The sequence below is a fragment of the Microbulbifer maximicatervae (SeqCode) genome (assembly GCF_052468155.1).
On sequence record NZ_CP174335.1, the window covers coordinates 3,658,841 to 3,679,269 of the forward strand.

18 protein-coding genes are annotated in these 20,429 nt (G+C 45.3%); 9 read left to right on the forward strand and 9 right to left on the reverse strand.

Going from position 1 to position 20,429, the window contains the following annotated elements; all coding sequences use genetic code 11:
- Positions 1 to 3: 3 nt before the first annotated feature.
- Together ACJJIY_RS15635 and ACJJIY_RS15640 are read right to left on the reverse strand one after the other, a co-directional pair.
- The gene (locus ACJJIY_RS15635) at positions 4 to 396 is read right to left on the reverse strand and encodes an allophanate hydrolase-related protein (RefSeq protein ID WP_445358278.1); all 393 of its coding nucleotides are present in this window, start codon (positions 394 to 396) and stop codon (positions 4 to 6) included.
- A gap of 34 nt (positions 397 to 430) precedes the next feature.
- Entirely contained in the window at positions 431 to 898 is a 468-nt protein-coding gene (locus ACJJIY_RS15640) for an allophanate hydrolase-related protein (RefSeq protein ID WP_445358279.1), read from the reverse strand.
- A 148-nt stretch (positions 899 to 1,046) separates the two neighbouring features.
- On the opposite strand from ACJJIY_RS15640, the gene ACJJIY_RS15645 reads away from it, so the two are divergent.
- The 6 genes from ACJJIY_RS15645 (at position 1,047) to ACJJIY_RS15670 (ending at position 10,378) form a co-directional block, all read left to right on the forward strand.
- A complete protein-coding gene (locus tag ACJJIY_RS15645) occupies positions 1,047 to 1,613 on the forward strand; it encodes a DUF1993 domain-containing protein (RefSeq protein ID WP_445358280.1) in 567 nt (188 codons plus the stop codon).
- A gap of 214 nt (positions 1,614 to 1,827) precedes the next feature.
- A complete protein-coding gene (locus ACJJIY_RS15650; RefSeq protein WP_444913134.1) occupies positions 1,828 to 3,537 on the forward strand; it encodes an alkaline phosphatase D family protein in 1,710 nt (569 codons plus the stop codon).
- Between the two features lie 252 nt (positions 3,538 to 3,789).
- Positions 3,790 to 5,220, forward strand: a complete 1,431-nt coding sequence (locus tag ACJJIY_RS15655) for an aldehyde dehydrogenase family protein (RefSeq protein WP_445358281.1) — start codon at positions 3,790 to 3,792, stop codon at positions 5,218 to 5,220.
- A gap of 263 nt (positions 5,221 to 5,483) precedes the next feature.
- Positions 5,484 to 7,361, forward strand: a complete 1,878-nt coding sequence (locus ACJJIY_RS15660; protein WP_445358282.1) for a DUF3592 domain-containing protein — start codon at positions 5,484 to 5,486, stop codon at positions 7,359 to 7,361.
- An 11-nt stretch (positions 7,362 to 7,372) separates the two neighbouring features.
- The gene (locus ACJJIY_RS15665; protein WP_445358283.1) at positions 7,373 to 9,172 is read left to right on the forward strand and encodes a DUF3592 domain-containing protein; all 1,800 of its coding nucleotides are present in this window, start codon (positions 7,373 to 7,375) and stop codon (positions 9,170 to 9,172) included.
- A 312-nt stretch (positions 9,173 to 9,484) separates the two neighbouring features.
- Positions 9,485 to 10,378: a hypothetical protein gene (locus ACJJIY_RS15670; RefSeq protein ID WP_445358284.1), complete on the forward strand. Its 894-nt coding sequence runs from the start codon at positions 9,485 to 9,487 to the stop codon at positions 10,376 to 10,378.
- 415 nt (positions 10,379 to 10,793) lie between these two features.
- On the opposite strand, the gene fghA is transcribed toward ACJJIY_RS15670, so the two are convergent.
- Positions 10,794 to 11,645, reverse strand: coding sequence for an S-formylglutathione hydrolase (fghA, locus tag ACJJIY_RS15675; RefSeq protein WP_445358285.1), 852 nt, complete (start codon positions 11,643 to 11,645; stop codon positions 10,794 to 10,796).
- 56 nt (positions 11,646 to 11,701) lie between these two features.
- Positions 11,702 to 12,832, reverse strand: a complete 1,131-nt coding sequence (locus ACJJIY_RS15680) for an S-(hydroxymethyl)glutathione dehydrogenase/class III alcohol dehydrogenase (protein WP_445358286.1) — start codon at positions 12,830 to 12,832, stop codon at positions 11,702 to 11,704.
- A 140-nt stretch (positions 12,833 to 12,972) separates the two neighbouring features.
- Here ACJJIY_RS15680 and ACJJIY_RS15685 point away from each other — a divergent pair, with 140 nt between their 5' ends.
- A complete protein-coding gene (locus ACJJIY_RS15685; protein ID WP_445358287.1) occupies positions 12,973 to 13,842 on the forward strand; it encodes a LysR substrate-binding domain-containing protein in 870 nt (289 codons plus the stop codon).
- Positions 13,843 to 13,884: 42 nt separating this feature from the next.
- Here ACJJIY_RS15685 and ACJJIY_RS15690 read toward each other — a convergent pair whose 3' ends face one another.
- Complete coding sequence (locus tag ACJJIY_RS15690; protein ID WP_445358288.1) at positions 13,885 to 14,685, reverse strand: alpha/beta hydrolase; 801 nt, start codon at positions 14,683 to 14,685, stop codon at positions 13,885 to 13,887.
- A gap of 28 nt (positions 14,686 to 14,713) precedes the next feature.
- Positions 14,714 to 15,016 (reverse strand): putative quinol monooxygenase, encoded by a 303-nt coding sequence (locus tag ACJJIY_RS15695; RefSeq protein ID WP_445358289.1) that lies wholly within the window; start codon positions 15,014 to 15,016, stop codon positions 14,714 to 14,716.
- 108 nt (positions 15,017 to 15,124) lie between these two features.
- On the opposite strand from ACJJIY_RS15695, the gene ACJJIY_RS15700 reads away from it, so the two are divergent.
- Both ACJJIY_RS15700 and ACJJIY_RS15705 read left to right on the forward strand, forming a co-directional pair.
- Positions 15,125 to 16,123, forward strand: a complete 999-nt coding sequence (locus ACJJIY_RS15700; RefSeq protein ID WP_445358290.1) for a GlxA family transcriptional regulator — start codon at positions 15,125 to 15,127, stop codon at positions 16,121 to 16,123.
- 127 nt (positions 16,124 to 16,250) lie between these two features.
- Positions 16,251 to 16,955, forward strand: a complete 705-nt coding sequence (locus tag ACJJIY_RS15705; protein WP_445358291.1) for a hypothetical protein — start codon at positions 16,251 to 16,253, stop codon at positions 16,953 to 16,955.
- A gap of 182 nt (positions 16,956 to 17,137) precedes the next feature.
- On the opposite strand, the gene ACJJIY_RS15710 is transcribed toward ACJJIY_RS15705, so the two are convergent.
- From ACJJIY_RS15710 to dbpA, 3 genes are all read right to left on the reverse strand, one after another.
- Positions 17,138 to 17,707, reverse strand: coding sequence for a DJ-1 family glyoxalase III (locus ACJJIY_RS15710; RefSeq protein ID WP_445358292.1), 570 nt, complete (start codon positions 17,705 to 17,707; stop codon positions 17,138 to 17,140).
- Between the two features lie 217 nt (positions 17,708 to 17,924).
- Positions 17,925 to 18,539: an SMI1/KNR4 family protein gene (locus ACJJIY_RS15715; protein WP_445358293.1), complete on the reverse strand. Its 615-nt coding sequence runs from the start codon at positions 18,537 to 18,539 to the stop codon at positions 17,925 to 17,927.
- Positions 18,540 to 19,029: 490 nt separating this feature from the next.
- Entirely contained in the window at positions 19,030 to 20,418 is a 1,389-nt protein-coding gene (dbpA, locus tag ACJJIY_RS15720) for an ATP-dependent RNA helicase DbpA (RefSeq protein WP_445358294.1), read from the reverse strand.
- Positions 20,419 to 20,429: the final 11 nt, after the last annotated feature.

Here is a 20,429-nt window from a genome sequence, read left to right on the forward strand (position 1 = left end):
AAGTCAGTTTTTAGATTTCTGTTGTATATAGTTGCGCCATCCATGAAATCGGGAAATATCTTCTTGTTGCTGAGTTAAATAGTTTTCTCCTAATATCCCTAAAACTTGCACGCCATTTTCTAAGACTACTTTACCCAAAGTTAGTCCCGTCGCCTCTAAATTAAGCACTTCAATTAAACTGGCCTTGGGTAAGGACCAAATTTCAATGTTGAACCATGTTCCACCAGTACGCACTCTCTGCATCGAAGGGTATTCGCCTTTGATTGCCCACATCCGGTAAATGGCTTCTGTTTTAGCCTCCCTGACAAATGTTGCATTGTTTTGTATTAAGTTATTATCTAACGCCAGGCCACGCATCAATGGTCCATTTACTGCGACTTCTGTATGTGTACTCATTTCGATTGTCTAAATCAAATATTTGATATTAGTGCTACTGACCGGTTTTATTACCACTCATACCCATACTCTCCGCATAGGCTCGCCAGCCATGCCACTTGGATATATCCTTCTGGTTTTGGACAATATAGTTTTCACCCAGTATGCCTAATACCTGTGTTCCATCCGCTAAAGCAACTTTACCTAAAACCAATCCTTTGGCTTCCTCCTCTAATAGGTTGACCAAGTTGGCTTGCGGAATCGACCAGATCTCCAGTTTAATCCATGTGCCGCCGTTGAGAACTCTTTCCATTGCGGGGTATTTGTCTCCAATTGACCACATGCGATAGATCGACGCCGTTTTAGCCTCTCGTACAAAAGTGGCATGGTTTTTAAGCATATGTTTTTCGAGGGCGAATCCACGCATTAGCGTGCCATTAACTGCGACGTCAATAGATTCAGCATTCGCTAGTGACACCAATACCATTAAACTAGCAGCAATATATCTGAGTATCCTGAGCATTTATTTATCTCGAGTTGACGCCTTATGAATTTAGCTTAGATATGGAGGCAAGAAGACACTAGATTATACTTGTGCCTCCCTTATTATTTTAGAATGCTACCAGAGATATATTTTGTCGCTTATCTATAAAAACCAGTGGAAACACATTATGAACCTTACAGATTTATTGTTACCTACGTATATACAACTATTGGAAGCACTTTCTAGTTGGTTGGATAAGGCAAAAACAGAATTTCCAGAAGATGAGTCTGAAGCCCTCCTTAAAGCGAGGCTTGCACCAGATATGTTTCCCTTATCATCCCAAGTTCGGTTTAGTTGCTTACAGGCGCAAGAGGCAATATTTCGATTGGGGCGGCGTGCGCTTCCAGATTTTCTGGAGCAGTTGGCTCGTGAAGGGCAGGGAGCTGGTGAAAACCCCGGATCTATTTCCGAAGCTCAAGAGCGAATTCAAGAGGCACTGGCATTTTTAAGAAGCGTTACGCCAGAAGCAGTGATGATAGCAGTGGATGAGCCTGTGACGATTAAGCTCCCGAATGGGATGACTTTCGATATGACTAATGAGCAATATGCCAGGGACTGGGCGCTACCTCAATTTTATTTCCATATCAACACGGCCTATGCAATCTTGAGAGCTCAAGGTATTCCCTTAGGAAAAGCCGACTATGTACAGCACGCTTTTGCTTATCTCAGGCCAGAGATGATTTCAGATTGTTAATGGCTAGCAACGCTTAGTTTTTCAAGTTTATAGCTGAAGGAGAGGGGGATTTTACTTCCCTTAATCTGACTTTTGTGTATTAACTCCATAAGTGTTAATTTTGAGAGAAAAAGAGATTACTAGCTAAAAAGTCAAACTTCTTTGTTGGTACGTTCTTCTATAGAATCCGCTCCCTTTCCGATTCTTCATACGTACGATAACAGGAAGTTTATTTATGACCATCTCCCGCCGAACCTTTGTCCAGGCCATGGGTGTCGCACTTTTGACCCCCTTTACGGTCCGTTCTCTCGCGGACACTGATAGTGAAACCTATGCACGTTTTGTACTGGGCGGCACCACATTCGCTGATCAAATTGATAACGACGGAATTGTTTTTGATTTATCAGTAGCCTCGGGAGATCCCAGTCAAACTGGAGTGGTTCTTTGGACGCACATTAACCCTGATTCCTATATCGCGGGCCAGTCTCTGTATGTAGATGTTGCGCTGGATGAGGAATTTACCCAGCCAATTCTAAGTGCTGAGATTAATGCTAGTGATATCACGGCAGACCGTGATTACACCGTTAACATTGATCTGGAAGGCTACTTATCTTCTGACCAACGTTACTATTACCGCTTCAAATACGGGACTGTCAGTAGCCGCGTTGGGCGTTGTCACACACTGCCTACCGGTAGCCTAGAAAATCTAAAGATGGCTGTGGTTACCTGTCAGGATTACACCACCGGTTATTACAACGCCTACAACCATATCGCGGACGAAGATGTACATTGCGTACTGCATTTGGGTGACTTTATCTATGAATATGCCCAGTACGAGGGCTTTGAAAGCTCAATAGTGCATTCGATCTCTCTGCCTTCTGGCGGCTCTGTTGCGATGGATCTTGAGGACTATCGTCATATTTACAGAGAGTATCGCAAGGATAAGAATCTGCAGCGAGCGATGGAAATGCACTCATTTATCATCACCTGGGATGATCATGAAACTGCAGACAATGCTTACTGGGATTACGAGCGGGATACTCTGGGTGTGCCATCTCATCCCTACCAGACCGGCGATAACAACCCTGACCAGCTGCGCCAGCTGCGTCGCGATGCTCAGCAGGCCTGGATCGAATATGTTCCAGCGCGGGTAAAAGTCGATGAATCCGCAAGCCACGCTTTTGACTACTTACAGATTTATCGTTCTTTCCAGTTCGGTGACTTGGTTGATCTGTATATGACAGATAGCCGCACCTATAGGACCAAGGAGCCGTGCAAGGATGGTACAGCTTGGGAAAACTACTGGTGCACAGATTATGAAGAAGATACCCAAACCATGCTGGGTAAGACTCAGCGGGATTGGCTGATTGATGGAGTTGTTAACTCCAGTGCCCGCTGGAAAGTGTGGGGGAACCAGACTTTGCTGGCACAATTGGCTGGTACTATTTTGGGACGCTCTCTTGTGTATGCCAATTATGATGCCTGGGATGGTTACCAGTGGGAGCGGGAAAAGATCCTGTCATCTGTTAAGGACAGCAATGTCGATAACTTTGTAGTGCTGACAGGGGACCTCCACTCCAGTATCGCTTCATACCTGAAAGTTGATTTCAGCAAAATTAGCAACTGGGACTACGACAACCTGGTTGGCGTTGAGCTGATGACCCCTTCCATATCTTCTCCCAATATGAACGATACGATTGAGAAAGGTATTGATGTTGGCAGTGTGTTTACATCACTGCTAAATGGCGGGGTTCAGGTCAATAACCCACATATCAAAGATTTTGTTAGTAATATCTATGGATATGCAGTGATCGAATTCAATGTCAATGAATTAAACTGGACCGTATACAACATCGATAAGAAGAGTGATAACCCGGATACCGAAAAAGCGGTATATAAGAAGTTTAATTATGAGCCTGTTGGCATGTGGTTAACCGAAAAGTAGCTGGTTCTCAGTCAATATGAAGTTGTGGGGCGCTTGCCCCCAACTTCACAAGATTCCACTGTTTCGATTCCTTCTTCATCATATCTAGCTTGTACGAGTAAGAAAGCCCTTCCCCGATAACAAAACTAATAAGCCAATGAACACGCATTTGATATATACCTGCGGGTCATCTATACCCGACGATGGGCACAATGCTGTATCTGGCGTTGGGGCACTCTAGATAGATCAGACATCAAGTAAAAGGATATTACTTTGCTGCAAGAATCTTACCCTTACTACCTGGCCAATGAAGCAGTGCATGCCAACACCGATCTGGAAGTTACTGACAAGTATTCAGGGAAAGTAGCTACCCGGGTTGCAATGGCTGATGCCAAGGTTATTGACAGTGCCATCGACTGGGCGCTTTTGGCAGAAAAACCGATGGCTAATTTGCCGTCTTACACCCGCCAGGAAGTTTTACAGCATTGTGTTGTACGTTTTCGTGAAAGGTTTGAAGAGCTGGCCGAAGCGCTGTGTATTGAAGCTGGTAAGCCAATTCATGATTCGCGGGGCGAGGTGCTGCGTTTAATCGATACATTTCATGTGGCCGCTGAAGAGGCAGTGCGTATCAATGGTGAGATTATCAATCTTGAGATATCCAAACGCTCACGGGGCTATCGCGGATATATCAGGCGAGTACCGGTAGGCGCATGTTCATTTATATCGCCGTTCAATTTCCCTTTGAATCTTGCTGCTCATAAGGTGGCACCTGCCATCGCTGCTGGATGTCCCTTTGTACTAAAACCCGCTAGCCGCACGCCCATAGGAGCATTGATCATCGCTGAAATTCTGGCCGAAACACAGTTGCCGAAAGGTGCCTTTTCTGTATTGCCCTGCCATAGAGAGGGAGCAGAGCTGTTTACAGTGGATGACCGATTTAAGCTGCTGAGCTTTACTGGCTCACCTGCTGTGGGCTGGGACCTAAAGGCCAGGGCGGGACGAAAGAAAGTGGTTTTGGAGTTGGGGGGTAATGCAGCCTGTGTTATCGATAGAGATACAGATCTTGATGATGCTGTAGAGAGGTTAATTTTTGGTGCCTTTTATCAGTCGGGTCAAAGCTGTATCGGCGTCCAGAGGATCTATGGACATTGCAGTCTATATGAAGACCTGAAGCGACGTCTGGTTGAGCGTACCAAAAAGCTTAAGAAAGGCGATCCTCGATCAGAAGATACATTTATTGGCCCAATGATTTCTGAGGGAGAGGCTACCCGCTTGCATTCCTGGGTGGAAGAGGGGGTTCAAGCAGGGGGAACCCTGCTTTGTGGAGGCACACGAGACGGCGCCATGCTTGATCCAACGCTATTGGAAAACGTGCCCCATGACTGCTCCATTGTACAGCAGGAGGCATTTGGCCCAGTTGCAATTCTGGAGCCTTTCGATAGCTTTGATGATGTTTTAGACAAGGTGAATGACAGTGCCTTTGGTCTGCAGGCTGGAATATTCACTCGTGACCTTTACAAAGCCCAGCAAGCCTGGGATACCTTGGAAGTGGGTGGTGTGGTTATTGGTGATGTACCCAGCTGGCGGGTAGATAATATGCCCTATGGTGGTGTTAAGGATTCGGGTCTTGGTCGGGAGGGAGTACGTTGGGCTATTGCGGATATGACCGAGGAGAGGTTGATGGTGGTGCGAACTCCAGGGTAGGGATTTAGAGCTTTCCTTTTTAATCGAGTCATTTAACTGCAGAGTGGAATGAAAAACTAAATCTTATTTCTGGTATATACCGATTGTGATATTGTAGATCGATCAATTTAATTTAATGCAGTAATTGGTACGCTATACATGTTTCCTTTCCTCTTTTGCCCCCCTGTTTATTATTTCTCAATTTGCTAAGTTTCTTAGAAGTCTTCATGGTGATGGAGTCTATTGGTTCCGAAAATAATTAAAGTTGTACAAGGTTTTTATTCATGGAAGATCAGCTTAAGAAGAAAGCTAAGATAACACCAAGATCCCTACTGTTTTTCACTTTTTATCAAGTTGTATTTATCAGTTTTCTATATCCTTGGGTGCTTTCGCCAATATTTGATAATGTCAGAATGTTAAATTGGTATCCAATGGATGCTCAACTGCTTGACGTTGATATGGAAATTTACGAGAGTGAAGATGGTACACAGAAACAGGTTGTAGCTAGCTATGAGTACTCTATAAATGGAAAGACCTATTGGAATAATCGGGTCGATATACACTCAAAGCCAAACGATACCGAGCTTGCTAGCTATCATACAACTATGTATAGATTGCTCCAGAAACATATAAAGCAGGGGAGCATATTTAGCGGCTGGTATAACCCAAGAGATCCATATGATTCAGTGCTAGACAAAAACATACGGTGGTCGGAGATAATTATTCCTGGATTGGTATGTTTTGTGTTTATTTTCATGGGGTTTGTCGTTTATCTGGCCTATATTTTTCGAGAGCAGGAAAAGAGCCCCGATGTGGTCAGAAGAACACCATGGTTAGCAAAAAGTAAGTGGAAACCTGAAGGGATACAGTCAGAAACCAAAAAAGATATAAGAGGGCAGCTTTTGGGAGGCACGCTAGCAGCTTTATTGGGTGTGATTTTTGGCTATGTGGGGATGATGCTTATACTAAATAGAGCTTATAGTGGCCTGTTCTTTATAGTAATTGGGATGGTTGGTTTCTATGTGATGTTCAAGTCAGTTAGTAGTTGGCTTAGATTCAAGTCGATTGGAGATGTCTTCGTTACTATTACACCTTTCCCTGGCCAGATAGGTGGAAAAGTATCTGGATATATTCAATTTCCTCCACTGCTAGCAATAAGAGATAAATCTATACGTATATTGCTAAAGCAATCCAAAATTGTTACAAAGCGTACGGCTAATAGCAATAATAAAAGGGAGTTTGTAAACTGGGAAGCAGTTACTTTCGGCAAGCTGAAGGTTACTAAATTAGGATCTCGCATATATTTTAGTTTCAATGCTCCTGATGACTTGCCTGAATCCAATACAGATGTCTACTGTGGAGATGGGGAATATTGGTTCTTAAATGTTAGTGGAGAGATACCTGGGGATCACTTTGAAAGACGGTATGAGCTCCCAGTGTTTAAAGGAAGCCTTTCAACGAAAGCTAAAACTACTGAAAAAGAGCAAGACAGAAATTTCGGAAGAGATAGAGTTAATCGCCTGCTAAGTCCGCCTCCTAAGAAAGGTCATGCAAGTAATGCTGGCAAAACGCTAATTACCGTGCCTGTGGGTGAGCCAGTTAAGAATTTTTCTGGAGAACTGTCAAGGAGAGTTGAAATGGAAATATGTGGAGCTACAACAATAATAAGGCAAAGGCCAATTCTTTATGATTTTTGTTTGTGGATGATGGGGGCGTCACTCCTTATTGTAATCATTGCCAGTGTGATTTCCATTATAAAAGCTGAGTTTTATCTTTTTGCATTTGGGGTTGCATTCTTGATCTTTGCTTTGGCGATTCCGACAATATTTTCGATGAGGGAGGTACACATCACGCGAGACTATTTGATTCGAAAAAATATTCGCTTTGGCATTCTCCGAGATGTTGAGCAGGTACGGCGTAACTCAGTTAATGAGTTAGCGGCTAAAAGTACTGGGTACACAATTTATGTAGGAGGTCAGGCTCGAAAATACTACAACCTATTTGCCAAAAGTGAGTGTGGACGGGATATTTTGATCGCAGATTTTATTCCTGGTTTTGGAGTAGTTGAACAATTACGAAAAAGAGTGAGCCTAATAATTGGGCGGCGAGCGCGCCAAGCTAAAAAGAGCCCTCGTAGGCTTGATTCAGTAGAGAAAGGATAGCCGGCGGTAATATGAGTAAGTTTAGTAGGTTCTATTTTTCTTTCAACCCTTACTTATTTAGCATCGCAGGGATATTCTTTAGCTTTGCTTTTGCGGCATTTCTCTATGAAGTTGTTGGTCCTGTCCGAGATTTGCTTAAGATGCATAGTTGGAAGTCAATGTCAGCAGAGATACTCGAAGTTGAATTGGCAGAGAGTTGGGGAGGTGGAGGTTCAGTAAGTTATCGAACTTTCTCAGCATATGAATTTATAGTAGATGATAAGGCTTACTGGAACAATCGAGTGGGTATCAATGATCGTTTTGAGAGCCTTGGGCAATACCAGAAACATATTTACCATAGATTGAACAATGCCAAAGAGAGAGGTCTTCTAGTTGAGGGGTGGTATAACCCCAAAAATCCATCTGAGGCCGTGATTGATCGAAACTTGAGATGGATGCAAGTACTACCCTTGATCTTCTTTTGCTTGCCCGTAATGATTTTCGCACTCATGGTTATGGTTGCTTCAGTAACGCGAAAAAGAGATGCCGATATCGACCTGGAATCAAGTGATTTCCTATTTAAAGAAGAATGGAGGAAGAGCGGGATTTTATCGATAGAGCATAGAAGTCAATGGTTTATGTGGCTATTGATCATGCTCCTGAGCGCTCCGGTTATTACTTGCATATATGTTGCCGTTGATAAGCTAACTAGAGGGGTATACGATCTTGAAATAATAATGGCGTTGTTTTTTTCAATATCTCTATTGATTGCGCTTTATCGCCCTCTTAAGGGTAATATACAGCAGCTTCGATATGGGAGGGTGCCTTTGGTGCTAGTTCCATTTCCCGGTATCCTGGGACGTACTCTTTCTGGATACTTGCAGTTTCCGGACGAAATTGATGCTAACAAGCACAACTTTCAGTTTTCACTTCAACAAGTAAACACATATAAGAGTGGTTTGGATGAAAACACTAATCTTCAGAATTCTGTCAACTGGGAAGCTGGGGGGATAGGTCATCTAGAGTTGGTCGATAATTGTTCAAGAGTCTATTTTGCAATTCAAATCGCAGGTGATTTACCCCAGTCAATAATTGAGGGGTATATTGGAGATTGGTGGCGGCTTAAGGTCAAGGGCGGCATGTCAGGAGCTTGGTTTAATCGAACCTACGAAGTTCCAATTTTCAGTGAGGGCTATGAAGTTCAAGAGGCTGATGTGTTTAGTTCTGAGGTATTGGTTAAAGTCCCACTTGGGCGAGAGAAGTTGGACTACTCTGAAGATCTGAAAAAACTTGTATCGATCGAAAGGTTAGATACCGGTTACCAGATCCGGCAGAAAATTCTCACCACGGTACCCACCGTAATTCAGTTCGTTGGTGGGCTGATCGTGTCTGCTGTTGGATTGGTATTAGTATTTACCCACGTACCATTTATTTTCGCTGCTATCTTTGCGATAGCTGGGTTACTTCCTATTAATTCTGCATTAAAAAGGACGGTCAGATTCTATCAAACATATATAGGAGAAAGTAAGATTACTTGCCTTTTCTCTTGGATGTGGGCGAAGCATGAACAAAAGGTATTCGAGAAGTCAAAGATAGTTGGCGTCTATATGAAAAAATATACCGGTTATAAAGGTAGGGACGACAGGAAAAAGGAGTACTTTGATTTTTACCTTGTTGTTGATAACGGGAATAAAGTGAAAATAATATCAGACTTGCTGGGAGAGCAGGTGGCTAATCTGCTGCTTGAACGAATTGAAGATTTAACTAATCTAAAGTCAATCAGTGAGCTTGAGCTCCTCTCTCTTGAGCATAAAAGAAAACTTGAGGCCTGAACTCATCTCTCTGCGGGTATCCTGCTTACTATATACCCCTCCGATTTTAGCTGTAATGAGTCCTTAAAACTGCGCTTCTCATTTGAGAATTTATTCTCAATGCTGAAATAAGGAGCTTGGTCAAGACTATAGAGGTCACCCAGTATTTTCCCGGGCTTTCAAGAGCAGTAATAATTGCTTGGAAGTGGTGATGCATTCTGATGGCAATAACTGGACGTCATGGCAGGAGTCGTTTTCTGTGCGTGGCGCCAATAATTGCCGGTGGTTCCCTAAAAAACCTTAATGATGATTTCCACCTCCCTGGAAGATGATATGAAAGCGTTTTCTCCTCTTGCTAGTGCAATCACAATGATAGTTTGCGGTTCAGCTATTGCTGATAGTAATGTCACCGTAGTCACCCAAATAGGCATGGGTAACCTTGCCACCCCGAATCAAAGTGACTCAGCAACAATGAATAGCCTGATTGAAATTACGCAGAATGGAGACTTTAATCAGTCTGCTCCTATACAGACAGCTGGGACTCAGAGCGCAATTGTTATCCACTCTCAGACAGGGACCTCAAATACTGCATTGACTTTACTGCAGCAGAATAGTGATTCCACACAGATTACAGCAGTCCAGCAAGGCAGTATGAATGATGTTGATATGCAGCAAATTGATTCTCAGTTTAGCATTACACTTATTCAGCAAAGTGGAGATTCTAATGGCTTTAGCGGTGGTCAAACGGCATCAGTCAGTGACACCATTACAGTAGTACAAGTAGGTGACTCTAACTTTGCCTCCAGTTCTCACTCAGATAGTTCATTGAATACCGCCACTACATTGCAAACTGGAAACTCGAATGACTCGGTGACGGTACAGTTCACGGGAGATTTTAATACTGTTTTCGTTAATCAAATTGGAGATGCCAATGAAAGTGAAGTTCTGACATTGAATAATTCAAGTAATAATACTGCTGCTGTATTCCAATCAGGAGTTCAGAATAGAGTTGGGATTGACCAGGACATGGCAGATTTCAGTAGTGCCACTAGCAGCCAAATGGGTACGCTTAATTTGGCTTTTATCGATCAAACAAGTTCATTCAATAGCGCTAGCCAAACACAAATTGGGCTCTCAAATCTCCATGAGATTGATCAAGCTACCTCAGGTAATACTGCTTCAGCTTTTCAATCAGGAAGCAATAATATGGGAATGATTTTGCAGTAACCGAATGATTTCCTCATGGGCTTATTTGCTTGGAATAGGCTTGATAGTAATTCTACGGTTATTATGTAAATTGAGTTACGGTTTCAAGATTGCTTGTAGCCAAGTGCCTTGAATCTGGTGGTTGAGCTACAGTAACTCATTTTGGCTAAGTAGCTCTGAAGACCGTTCTGATTTTAGTGAATTCTCCAGCGCTCTAGTTTGACTGTTGTTGATCGGGGTGCATTTCGAGCAAGTATACTTACACGAAATGCGAAGGATGATATAAGTTAGAACTTTGTACGAGTCTTTAGGGTTGCAAAATAATCAAGAGAGATTCGATATAGTGCCGGATCTACGATGTATTGAAAAAGGCCTGGCAGACTGATAGAACTCGGTAGGGCCGCTTCAGGTATTGGAGCATTCTCTTGCACATAAATTAATTTGAATGTGCTTGATTGAAAAAGCCTCCATGAAACCGAAGATGTTCCTCAATAAAGCTGGCGATAAAGTAATAGCTGTGGTCATAACCTGAATGACGGCGAAGTTGGAGCGGGTAGTTACTTGCTTTGGCAGCCGCTTCGAGCGTCTCGGGTTTCAGCTGTTCAACAAGAAAGCTATCGGCTTCCCCTTGATCCACCAACATCGGCACAGGCTTGTCGGCATTTTTGAGCAGTTCGCTGCTATCGTAGTCTCGCCAACTATCCCGATCTTTGCCCAAATAGGTTTCAAAGGCTTTTTGTCCCCACGGACACTGAGAAGGATTGCTGATGGGGCTGAAGGCTGATGCGGAAATATAACTTGCTGGATTGCGTAGGGCGATCATCAGTGCACCATGGCCCCCCATTGAATGTCCTGCAATGGCGCGCTGTGTTGTCACAGGGAAGGTGGTCTCGATAAGTGCCGGCAGTTCTTCCACCATATAATCATACATGTGGTAGTGGCGACTCCAGGGCGCTTGGGTGGCGTTGATATAAAATCCAGCACCTTGCCCCAGATCATAGGCTTCATCATCGGCAACAGATTCTCCACGGGGACTGGTGTCGGGAGCAACGATGGCTATCCCTAGTTCGGAGGCAATCCGCTGGGCTCCTGCCTTTTGCATAAAATTCTCATCGGTACAGGTCAGACCTGACAGCCAGTAGAGCACCGGAACCTTGTGCATTTGTGAAGCTTGCGGTGGCAAATAAATAGCAAAACGCATTTTGCAGTTAAGTGACTGTGAGTCGTGAAGGTATTGCTTGTGCCAGCCGCCAAAACTCCGGTTGGCACTGATATTTTCAATAGACATGATGGATAGCCCTAATTGGACCACCTCCAAGAGATGGCCCAATTGATCATTGCTGGTTATTGATCGAAGTGAATGACGGTGCGGATACTTTCACCTTTATGTAACAGATCGAAAGATTTATTGATGTCATCCAGGCTCATGGTGTGGGTGATAAAGTCGTTGAGCTGGAATTCGCCATTCAGGTAGCGCTCTACGTAGTCTGGTAATTCGGAGCGTCCTTTAACGCCGCCGAATGCGGACCCGCGCCAGACTCGGCCTGTTACCAGCTGGAACGGACGGGTGGAGATCTCCTGGCCGGCACCAGCTACACCGATAATGACCGATTCACCCCAGCCCTTGTGGCAGCACTCCAGAGCGGAGCGCATCACATTGACGTTGCCAATGCATTCGAAGGAGTAATCCACACCGCCCTCGGTGAGTTCGACAATGACTTCTTGAATTGGCTTATCGTAGTTGTTGGGGTTGATGCAGTCCGTCGCCCCCAGTTTGCGGGATAATTCAAACTTGCTTTCATTGATATCGATGGCAATGATTCGCGAGGCCTTTGCCATGGTAGCTCCGATAATCGCCGAAAGGCCGATGCCCCCAAGGCCAAAAATCGCAACAGTATCGCCTTCTTGAACTTTGGCGGTGTTCATCACAGCGCCCATACCAGTAGTGACACCACAACCCAGCAGGCAGACTTCCTCTAACGGTGCAGCCGGATTTACTTTTGCCAGTGAAATCTCTGGCAGTACGGTGTACTCCGAAAATGTAGAGCAGCCCATATAGTGATAGATGGGCTTGCCATCTTTATAGAAGCGTGTGGTGCCGTCAGGCATCAGGCCTTGGCCCTGAGTTTCACGGATCTTTTGGCAGAGGTTCGTCTTGCCGGACTTGCAGAATTTACACTCTCCACATTCTGGGGTGTATAGGGGGATAACATGATCACCCGCTTTGACACTGGTAACCCCTTCACCGACCTGCACGACAATACCGCCACCTTCATGGCCCAAAATACAGGGGAATTTGCCTTCCGGGTCGTCGCCAGACAAGGTGAAAGCATCGGTGTGACACACTCCCGATGCAATGACCTTGATCAATACTTCACCAGCCTTTGGCAGCATGACATCCACTTCTTCGACCGATAACGGTTGGCCAGGCCCCCAAGCGATGGCGGCCTTCGACTTGATAAATTGCTCAGACATAAGATTACTCGCTGTTAAATCATGTCATTCAGGGCCTGGAGTTGGTTGGCCCCGCTGTGACGACTAGGGAGCCATTATATTGATTGCAGAATTGATTATAATTGGGTGTTTTTGAAACTTACTTTTACATATTTGCAATAATGAAAGACTGGGAAGGCATTACAGAGTTCGTTTATGTTGCTGAAAGCGAGAGCTTTAGCCTCGCAGCGCAGCGGCTGGCTATTTCTACTGCTAAAGTCAGCCGCCAGGTTAGTGCTTTGGAGAGCCGTTTGAATGTCAAACTGCTATATCGAACCACGCGCAAGGTGTCACTGACACAAGAAGGTACGCTGTTTTACCAGCATTGCCGGGGGGTGCTCGATGGGCTGGAGGCGGCGGAACGAGCAGTAACTCAATTACAGAGCCACCCACAGGGCAAAATCAAACTGACGGCACCGGTCACTTATGCTGAAAAGAAGGTTGCACCACTGATCAATAATTTTGTGATTCAAAACCCCAAGATTGAGGTCAATGCCTATTTCACCAATCGCCAGGTTGACCTGATAGATGAGGGTTACGATATCGCCATACGCCTGGGTAAGTTGCAGGACTCAACCTTGATGGCAAGAAAGTTGGCGGACCGGCGAATTCATCTGTGCGCCTCACCGGATTATCTTGAAGAGCACGGGCCCCCACACTCGTTGTCGGAATTGAACAGGCACAACTGCCTGCTGGGCACACTGGATTACTGGCGATTCAATACCAGGGAAGGAGAAAAAAACCTTAGGGTCAAAGGTAGCCTTCGTTACAACAACGGCGGGGCGCTTGTAGATGCTGCGCTTAAAGGCCTGGGGGTTGTGCAGTTGCCCGATTACTACGTCGAGCAATATATCGCTGAAGGAAAGTTAATCACCCTCTTAAGTGATTTCGAAGATAGGGATGAAGGGGTATACGCAGTTTACCCCGGCAATCGCTATATCGCGCCGAAAGTCAGGCTGCTGATTGATTATCTAGCCGAGTATCTCACTTGAGAAAAGGGAGGAGGCAGATTAAGGGTTTGGTTAGTAAAGGGTTCACAGTGATTTATTGCTAGCAGAGGTGGTTTCTTCAATTTGTTGGCTTACCCACGTACTGCAGAATTCCGCAATTCGCTTCCACTTTGGCTCCAGCATTAAATAGTGACCATAACCTTCCGCTCGGTAGAAGGTGGTATTTTTACCTTGCCGCTCCGCAATTAACTGTGCTGTGGGAGGGGGGATTGCCAGGTCATCGGTTCCCGAAACCATTAAAGTGGGGCAATTGATTTTTTGATAGTCAATCCTGGTTGTTTTATTGCTGTCAAAGATCCAGAAGAACAATTCAAATAGGACTTGCCCAGATTCAGGACCTAATCGATCAAAGACCTTGTGCTGGTCGCCTGGATTGAGTTTGTTCAACCCGAATTTCACCATTGTCGCGAAATCCGGTAACAGGACATCATTCCAAAATTCACCCGCAGCCATAAACAACTTGCCCAGCGCAGTCTCTTCTTCTGTGGTGGGCAGTATTCCCCAGTTCACGCTTCCGTTAAGCAATACGATTGCCCGTGCCAAATCCATAGTTGCCAATTTTTGTGCAATAACACCGCCCAGGGAGTGGCCGACTAGAACAGGCTTTTCATCTAAAGATTGTACAAATGCCCTGATGTCATCAACGTAGTCGGCAATACTCAGTCCTTTAAGGTGCTGCTGATTTTGTTCTGACTTTAGATCTTGATGGTAGCGGTAGCTTGGGCTGTGACAATAGAATCCTTCCTCCTCAAAATACTGGTGGAAGTTCTCCATTGTCCAGGGGCCGGCATTGGTTCCGTGGATAAAGACGATAGGGGTATCCAAAGCCAGCTCCTGGTTTTTCAAGGCTTCCTTAGACTTTAGATGCGAGGATATCCGCAGTCATAATTTGTGGTTCTGATGCGAGCAGTTCATCCGCTTTGCCAAGCAATGCTGCAGCGATCTTGCCGTTAAGATGTGCAGTTAAGCCGTCTTCATCACTAAACGTGTCGAAAATAGCAAATCGCGTAGCGTTGATTTGTACGGCATACCAGCTCAGGGTTCCTTGCTCTTCCACAGCGAGTGGTTGGGCTGAGGTGAGTAGCGCTTTTACCTCATCAGCCTTATCCGCTTTGGCGTCGATCAGTGCCACGATGGCCAGCTTTACTTCAGTCATTGTTTTCTCTCACGTTGTTTGGTGATGAGTATCCTAGGGGAAGCTCAGGCTTGACTATCAGTGTCCAAAAAGACAATGATCAGACAAAATTCGCCACTTTGAGGATTTATGGCCCAGATAGTCATCTTATCTATGCCAGGAGTTTTGCCGTCGGCTCTGGCTGGCGTTCAGGATATGTTTGCCCTGGGCGGCCTCCGCTTATCTGAAAGCCAGCACTCCCTGGACCCCGCCTATCAACAGTCCTGGTCCCCCGAAATCCTAGTCGCCAGTTCTGATGGCGCCGACATTGTAGACGGGCAGGGCAGGCACTTTGCTGTAGGCCATGGGGTATCACAAATATCCAGTTGCGAAGCCGTGATAGTCCCCGGATTTATGCCCAACCAGTTTGGTGTGCCTCCTGAAAAGTTGCTGGACCTATCGACCTGCGAGTGGTTGCGAACCCAATATAGGCGCGGGGCGATTATCGCGGGTTCTTGTAGTGGCGTTTTGGCGCTGGGTGAAGCGGGTCTGTTAAATGGACGGCAATGCACAACCACCTGGTGGTTACACAATGAGTTGAAATCTCGTTTTAGCAATGCCTGCCCGCTATGGGCCAGTGGGTTATTAGTAGATCAAAATATTGTGACAGCGGGTGGCCCTTTATCTTGGGTGGATGTGACTCTACAAGTGATCAAGATGCTAGCTGGCGAAGAAGTTGCAACTAAAGTTGCTGATCTTGCTGTTATGGATTCCCACCCGCGTTCGCAAACTTTGCATGTACCAAAAGGCTACCAGGTATCAAAAGAGCAGTTTCTGGTGGATGCTGAAAATGTGGTTCGTCAATATTTTGGTCAACAGTTAGGCAGTCAGTTGCTGGCAAAAGAACTGTCGATATCCGAGCGAACATTACACCGGCGGCTAAAACAGTTAACAGCGCAAGCACCCAAACAATTTATCGATAGCGTCCGTATGGAGTACGCTCGCAGCCTTTTACTAAACCCAGTCAATAAAGTAGCCGGTGTGGCGCAAGAATTAGGCTATTCCGATGATGCAGTATTCCGACGTGTATTTAAGTTGCATGTGGGTATGAGTCCAAGTCAATTTAGGCAGAAATACCAGAAAAGCTGATTTTCTTGTAAGCATGGTGGGTACTTTTGGCGATTACCGAAATGGATTCGGTTGAAATATGGAATCCCTTAAGATAAAAAATATCGGTCTGCTAGACTTTTATTGACGCAATAAAAATTGAGAAATTATGAGAGTTATTGTTTATATATTTTTTGTTCTCGTATCCATCTTTCCGGTCACAGGTATGGGTGAATCCCAGGGGGCGTCTGCTGAAAAAATCGAAAAAAGAATCGATGGCATTATAAATGTTCTGCGTGACCCTGATATAGAGCTTGAAGAAGCCTTAAGTACTCTTGTCAGTTTACGTTATTATCGAAGTCTTAATGATAAGCAGGTACAAGAATTAATAGAGGCGTTTGACTATAAGGGTGCGGAGGAAAACGGGTGGAACGAAGATTTAGTAAAGTCTCACGAAGTCAAGATACTCTTAGCTGAATTGATATGGAAAAAATCCAGAGACCAGGATTATAAGTACCTAAATTATGTAAGATCAATGCTAGGCTCTAGTTTAGAAGCCGCAAGAGCTTATGCTGCTCTTAGCTTGGGGCAAATGAGGTCTACACAAGATATATGTCGTCTCAAAGAGATGGTTTTGGAAGATTCTGAAATGCCTGCGACTAAGGCGGGCCTTAGTTTAATTTCCATGCAGACTGCATCTTCCGAAATGGAACTAAAGTCGGCATTGTCAGTGGTGTGTACCAGGAACTACCCAAGGGATCTTAAGGTTTGCAGACCTTTGTCCGAGTATATTCGAGCATTATCGGAATATAAGGGGAAACACAATATACCCGATCCAGGTCTTTTGCCTGACGGTGCTGAAAGCTGTGAATAAGATGAGTACAAAACATTTAGTACTTGCAATTTTTTGCGTCTATCCAGAGTGGTAGCATCGAAATACTATAGGTATATTACGTTGAGATTAGTGGTATACCTTAATTAAGTCTTCTCCTAAGGCGATAGTATTGAGGCAGTACCCGAACATTTATTAGTTCTACAGAGTTAAATAAAGCTGGCTTATTTAGGAGGTAGATAAACATTCACTGTCTCCGCAATTGACTGTGATAGATCTTTCCCAAACAAGCAGGTGACGAGTTCAAAAGCGAACTCGATAGCGGTCCCGGGTGATTGGCTGGTTACCAAATTCCGGTCGACAACTACTCTCTGATCACTGGTTTCCTTTACATATTGACTAAGTTCACCGCGAAAAGTCTTGTAGCAAGTGGCCTTGAAATTGGTTATTAACCCCTGCCGGCCAAGAACGATTACCGGAGCGGTGCAAATTGCCCCTAGCCAGCGGCCCGACTCAACTTGCTCTCGGATGAGCTTTATTAGGGGGGCCGAGTTATGCATTTGCTCGGCACCTTCCTTGCCGCCTGGCAGAGCTATTAGATCCCACGTAGAGTCCAAACAATCCTCTATGGAGCAGGGGGCTTCAATAACAAGGTTACGCAGGGTAGTTATACGCCTACTTGGCATAATCGATGCTAAGGCAAGCTCTGCATCCGTTCGGCTCAAAATATCGTAGATGGCAATGGTTTCGATATCCTCGTTACCATCGGCGACGGGAATCAGTATTTTAGGCACGTTCGCAGCTCCAAACGATAGAGATAGGCTATTTATAGGCTTTCCGAGCTAACCTTACATCTTTGAGCTGATCTATAACTGTGGTAGATGAATCTTAACGGGCTTAGATCATTCTCCTGTGAGACTCAGCCTCGAAAACGTTTTCAGCCTTTCAATTTTCTTGAGTGTTTGTGATGCCATCTCACGCGATAGCGTGGTGCTGCTTCGCTTGTTAAGTTCAAAGCTCTGATTTTTCTACGAGACCGGACACATCTTCGGGTAAATACACATACTCTCCTTCTTGTAGCTCGTTTGCAAACCACTGTAGAAACTCCTTGAAGTTATCATGTTTCACATCACGAGATGGTCTTTCATGCCACCATTCAATGATTTCACTTTCAGGACCAGATTCAACGTACAATGCATCACCACCAGGTGAGATCAACACTGGAATTCGAATAGTATCGGTGTCAGGATACATATTCAGAAACTTGAATTCTTCTCTCATGTCACTAAGTGAAAGCCAGCGCCATAGGCCAAAAATGCCACTTGAGCTAGTCTTCTCTCCATTATGAATCAAGTACGCTGAGCGTAAGCTCTTTGGTATTTGAATATTTAATTCATCTTCTACTCTTTTAATCTCTGATTCCGAAGCAGCACCATTTAAATTAGACTTAATGGGCTTGGCATTTCGTTCTAGCCAGATCTTAATATCATTTAGATATTCAAAAACAGTATCGTTCTGTAAATCAGCGATTTTGCTTTCTTGCTGTGCTGAATATTTTTCTAATGTGGACGCTGCAGCAGTAAGTGAGACTAGAGTGACAACCACAATATATATAAGATTTTTCATATGAAATTCAATTTTGAGACATAAACTTCTGGCATAAGGGTAGAACCGTTTACGGCACCCCCCCTTTCTGGTTGTGCCTTATTATTTTTACCCGTTTGTAGACTGCTAGACCACCCCAAAAAACACTGATGGTGGTATGCAGCGCTATATATAAGGTACCGCCGATATAATGATACTTTGCCAATAGACTTAGAGCTACTAAAGATAAAATCAATGCGATTAGCATGCGGCGCAATTGGGGGATTAATATTGGCATATCTTTGCATACTGGCAGATGAAGAAATAAAAGTATTATTGCGAATATGCTAAAACCAAAGAAATACATGAGCTCAGGTGGAGGGTGAGGAATAAAAACTAGAGGCATGGTTACACGAGCAACACTAGTTACGCGCAAACCCGTAGGGCCAGATTCATGCATGAATAATGTGTAGATGTGACTTGGGTTGCCAAAGGTCGATCCCCCGGCGTTGCCAGGGGATAATCACTCGACTTAGCCTCGAATACGCCGCACCCGAAATTTACGTCCTTTCAACTTGCCGTTTTCTAATTTCTTCAGTGCTTGTGATGCTACATTGCGTTTAATCGCAACATAGGCGGTCATGTCCAGTACGTTAATCTTGCCAACATCTTTACCGTTAATCGGACGATCGCCGCCGGTTAGGGCACCCAGGATATCGCCGGGGCGGACCTTTTGCTTCTTGCCGCCATCGATTTGTAGGGTAGCCATCGGTGCCTGGAAAGGGGGTTCACTTAATATGCTGGCAGGTGGCGGAGTATCTGGATCGGATAGTGGGTCCTGGGTTAGTTCCATACGAACCAGTTTGTGGCCTTCCTTCTCGGCAAAAAAGGAGTAAGCGCAACCGCGTTCACCGGCACGGCCGGTCCGTCCGATGCGGTGGGTGTGCACTTCCGGGTCTTTGGCGATATGAAAGTTGATAACCGCATCCAGCTTGTCGATATCAAGACCGCGTGCCGCTACATCGGTGGCCACCAGAATTGAAGCGCTGCCATTGGCAAATCGAACCAGGGTTTCATTGCGCTGGCGCTGCTCCATATCACCATGCAGGGCGAGGACATTGAAGCCAGCCTGTTTCAGGTCATCGGCCACCTCATCGGTTTCGCGTTTGGTGTTGCAGAAAACCAGGGTATTGACTGGTTTGTCATTGAGCAGAACACGCCGTGTCATCTCCAGGCGATCCTCGAAACTCTCAGTTCTGTAAAAGCGTTGTTCGATCACCTCGTCACTATGCGCAGAGTCAATTTTAACCATCACCGGTTTTTGCATCACTCGGGCGCTGAGCTTTTCAATTTCATCGGGATAGGTAGCGCTGAATAGTAACGACTGCCGCCCAGTTGGCACCTGCGCCAGAATAGTATCGATAACGTCCTGGAATCCCATATCGAGCATTCGGTCGGCTTCGTCAAAGACCAGCGTATCGACATGCTCTAAGGAGAGTGTTCCTTTGCGCAGGTGTTCTTCGATACGTCCTGGAGTACCAACGATGATATGGGCACCATGGGCCAGGGAGCCGATCTGCGGGCCGAAAGGCATGCCGCCGCAGAGAGTCAGAATCTTTATGTTGTGAATTGCTCGTGCCAGTCGGCGCAGTTCCTGCGCAACCTGGTTTGCCAATTCCCGTGTTGGGCAGAGGATCAGCGATTGAATCCGAAAGCGGCTGACATTGAGCCGATGCAGCACCCCCAAACCGAAGGCGGCCGTTTTACCGGAACCGGTTTTTGCCTGGGCGATTACGTCCTTGCCGTCAAGAATGATCGGAAGCGTTTTGGCCTGAACCTCGGTCATGGACTTGTAGTTGAGTGACGCCAGGTTTTTCAGCAGGGCGGGGTTTAGGGGGAGATCGGAAAAAGGTGCAGTCAAGGTGAATCCTG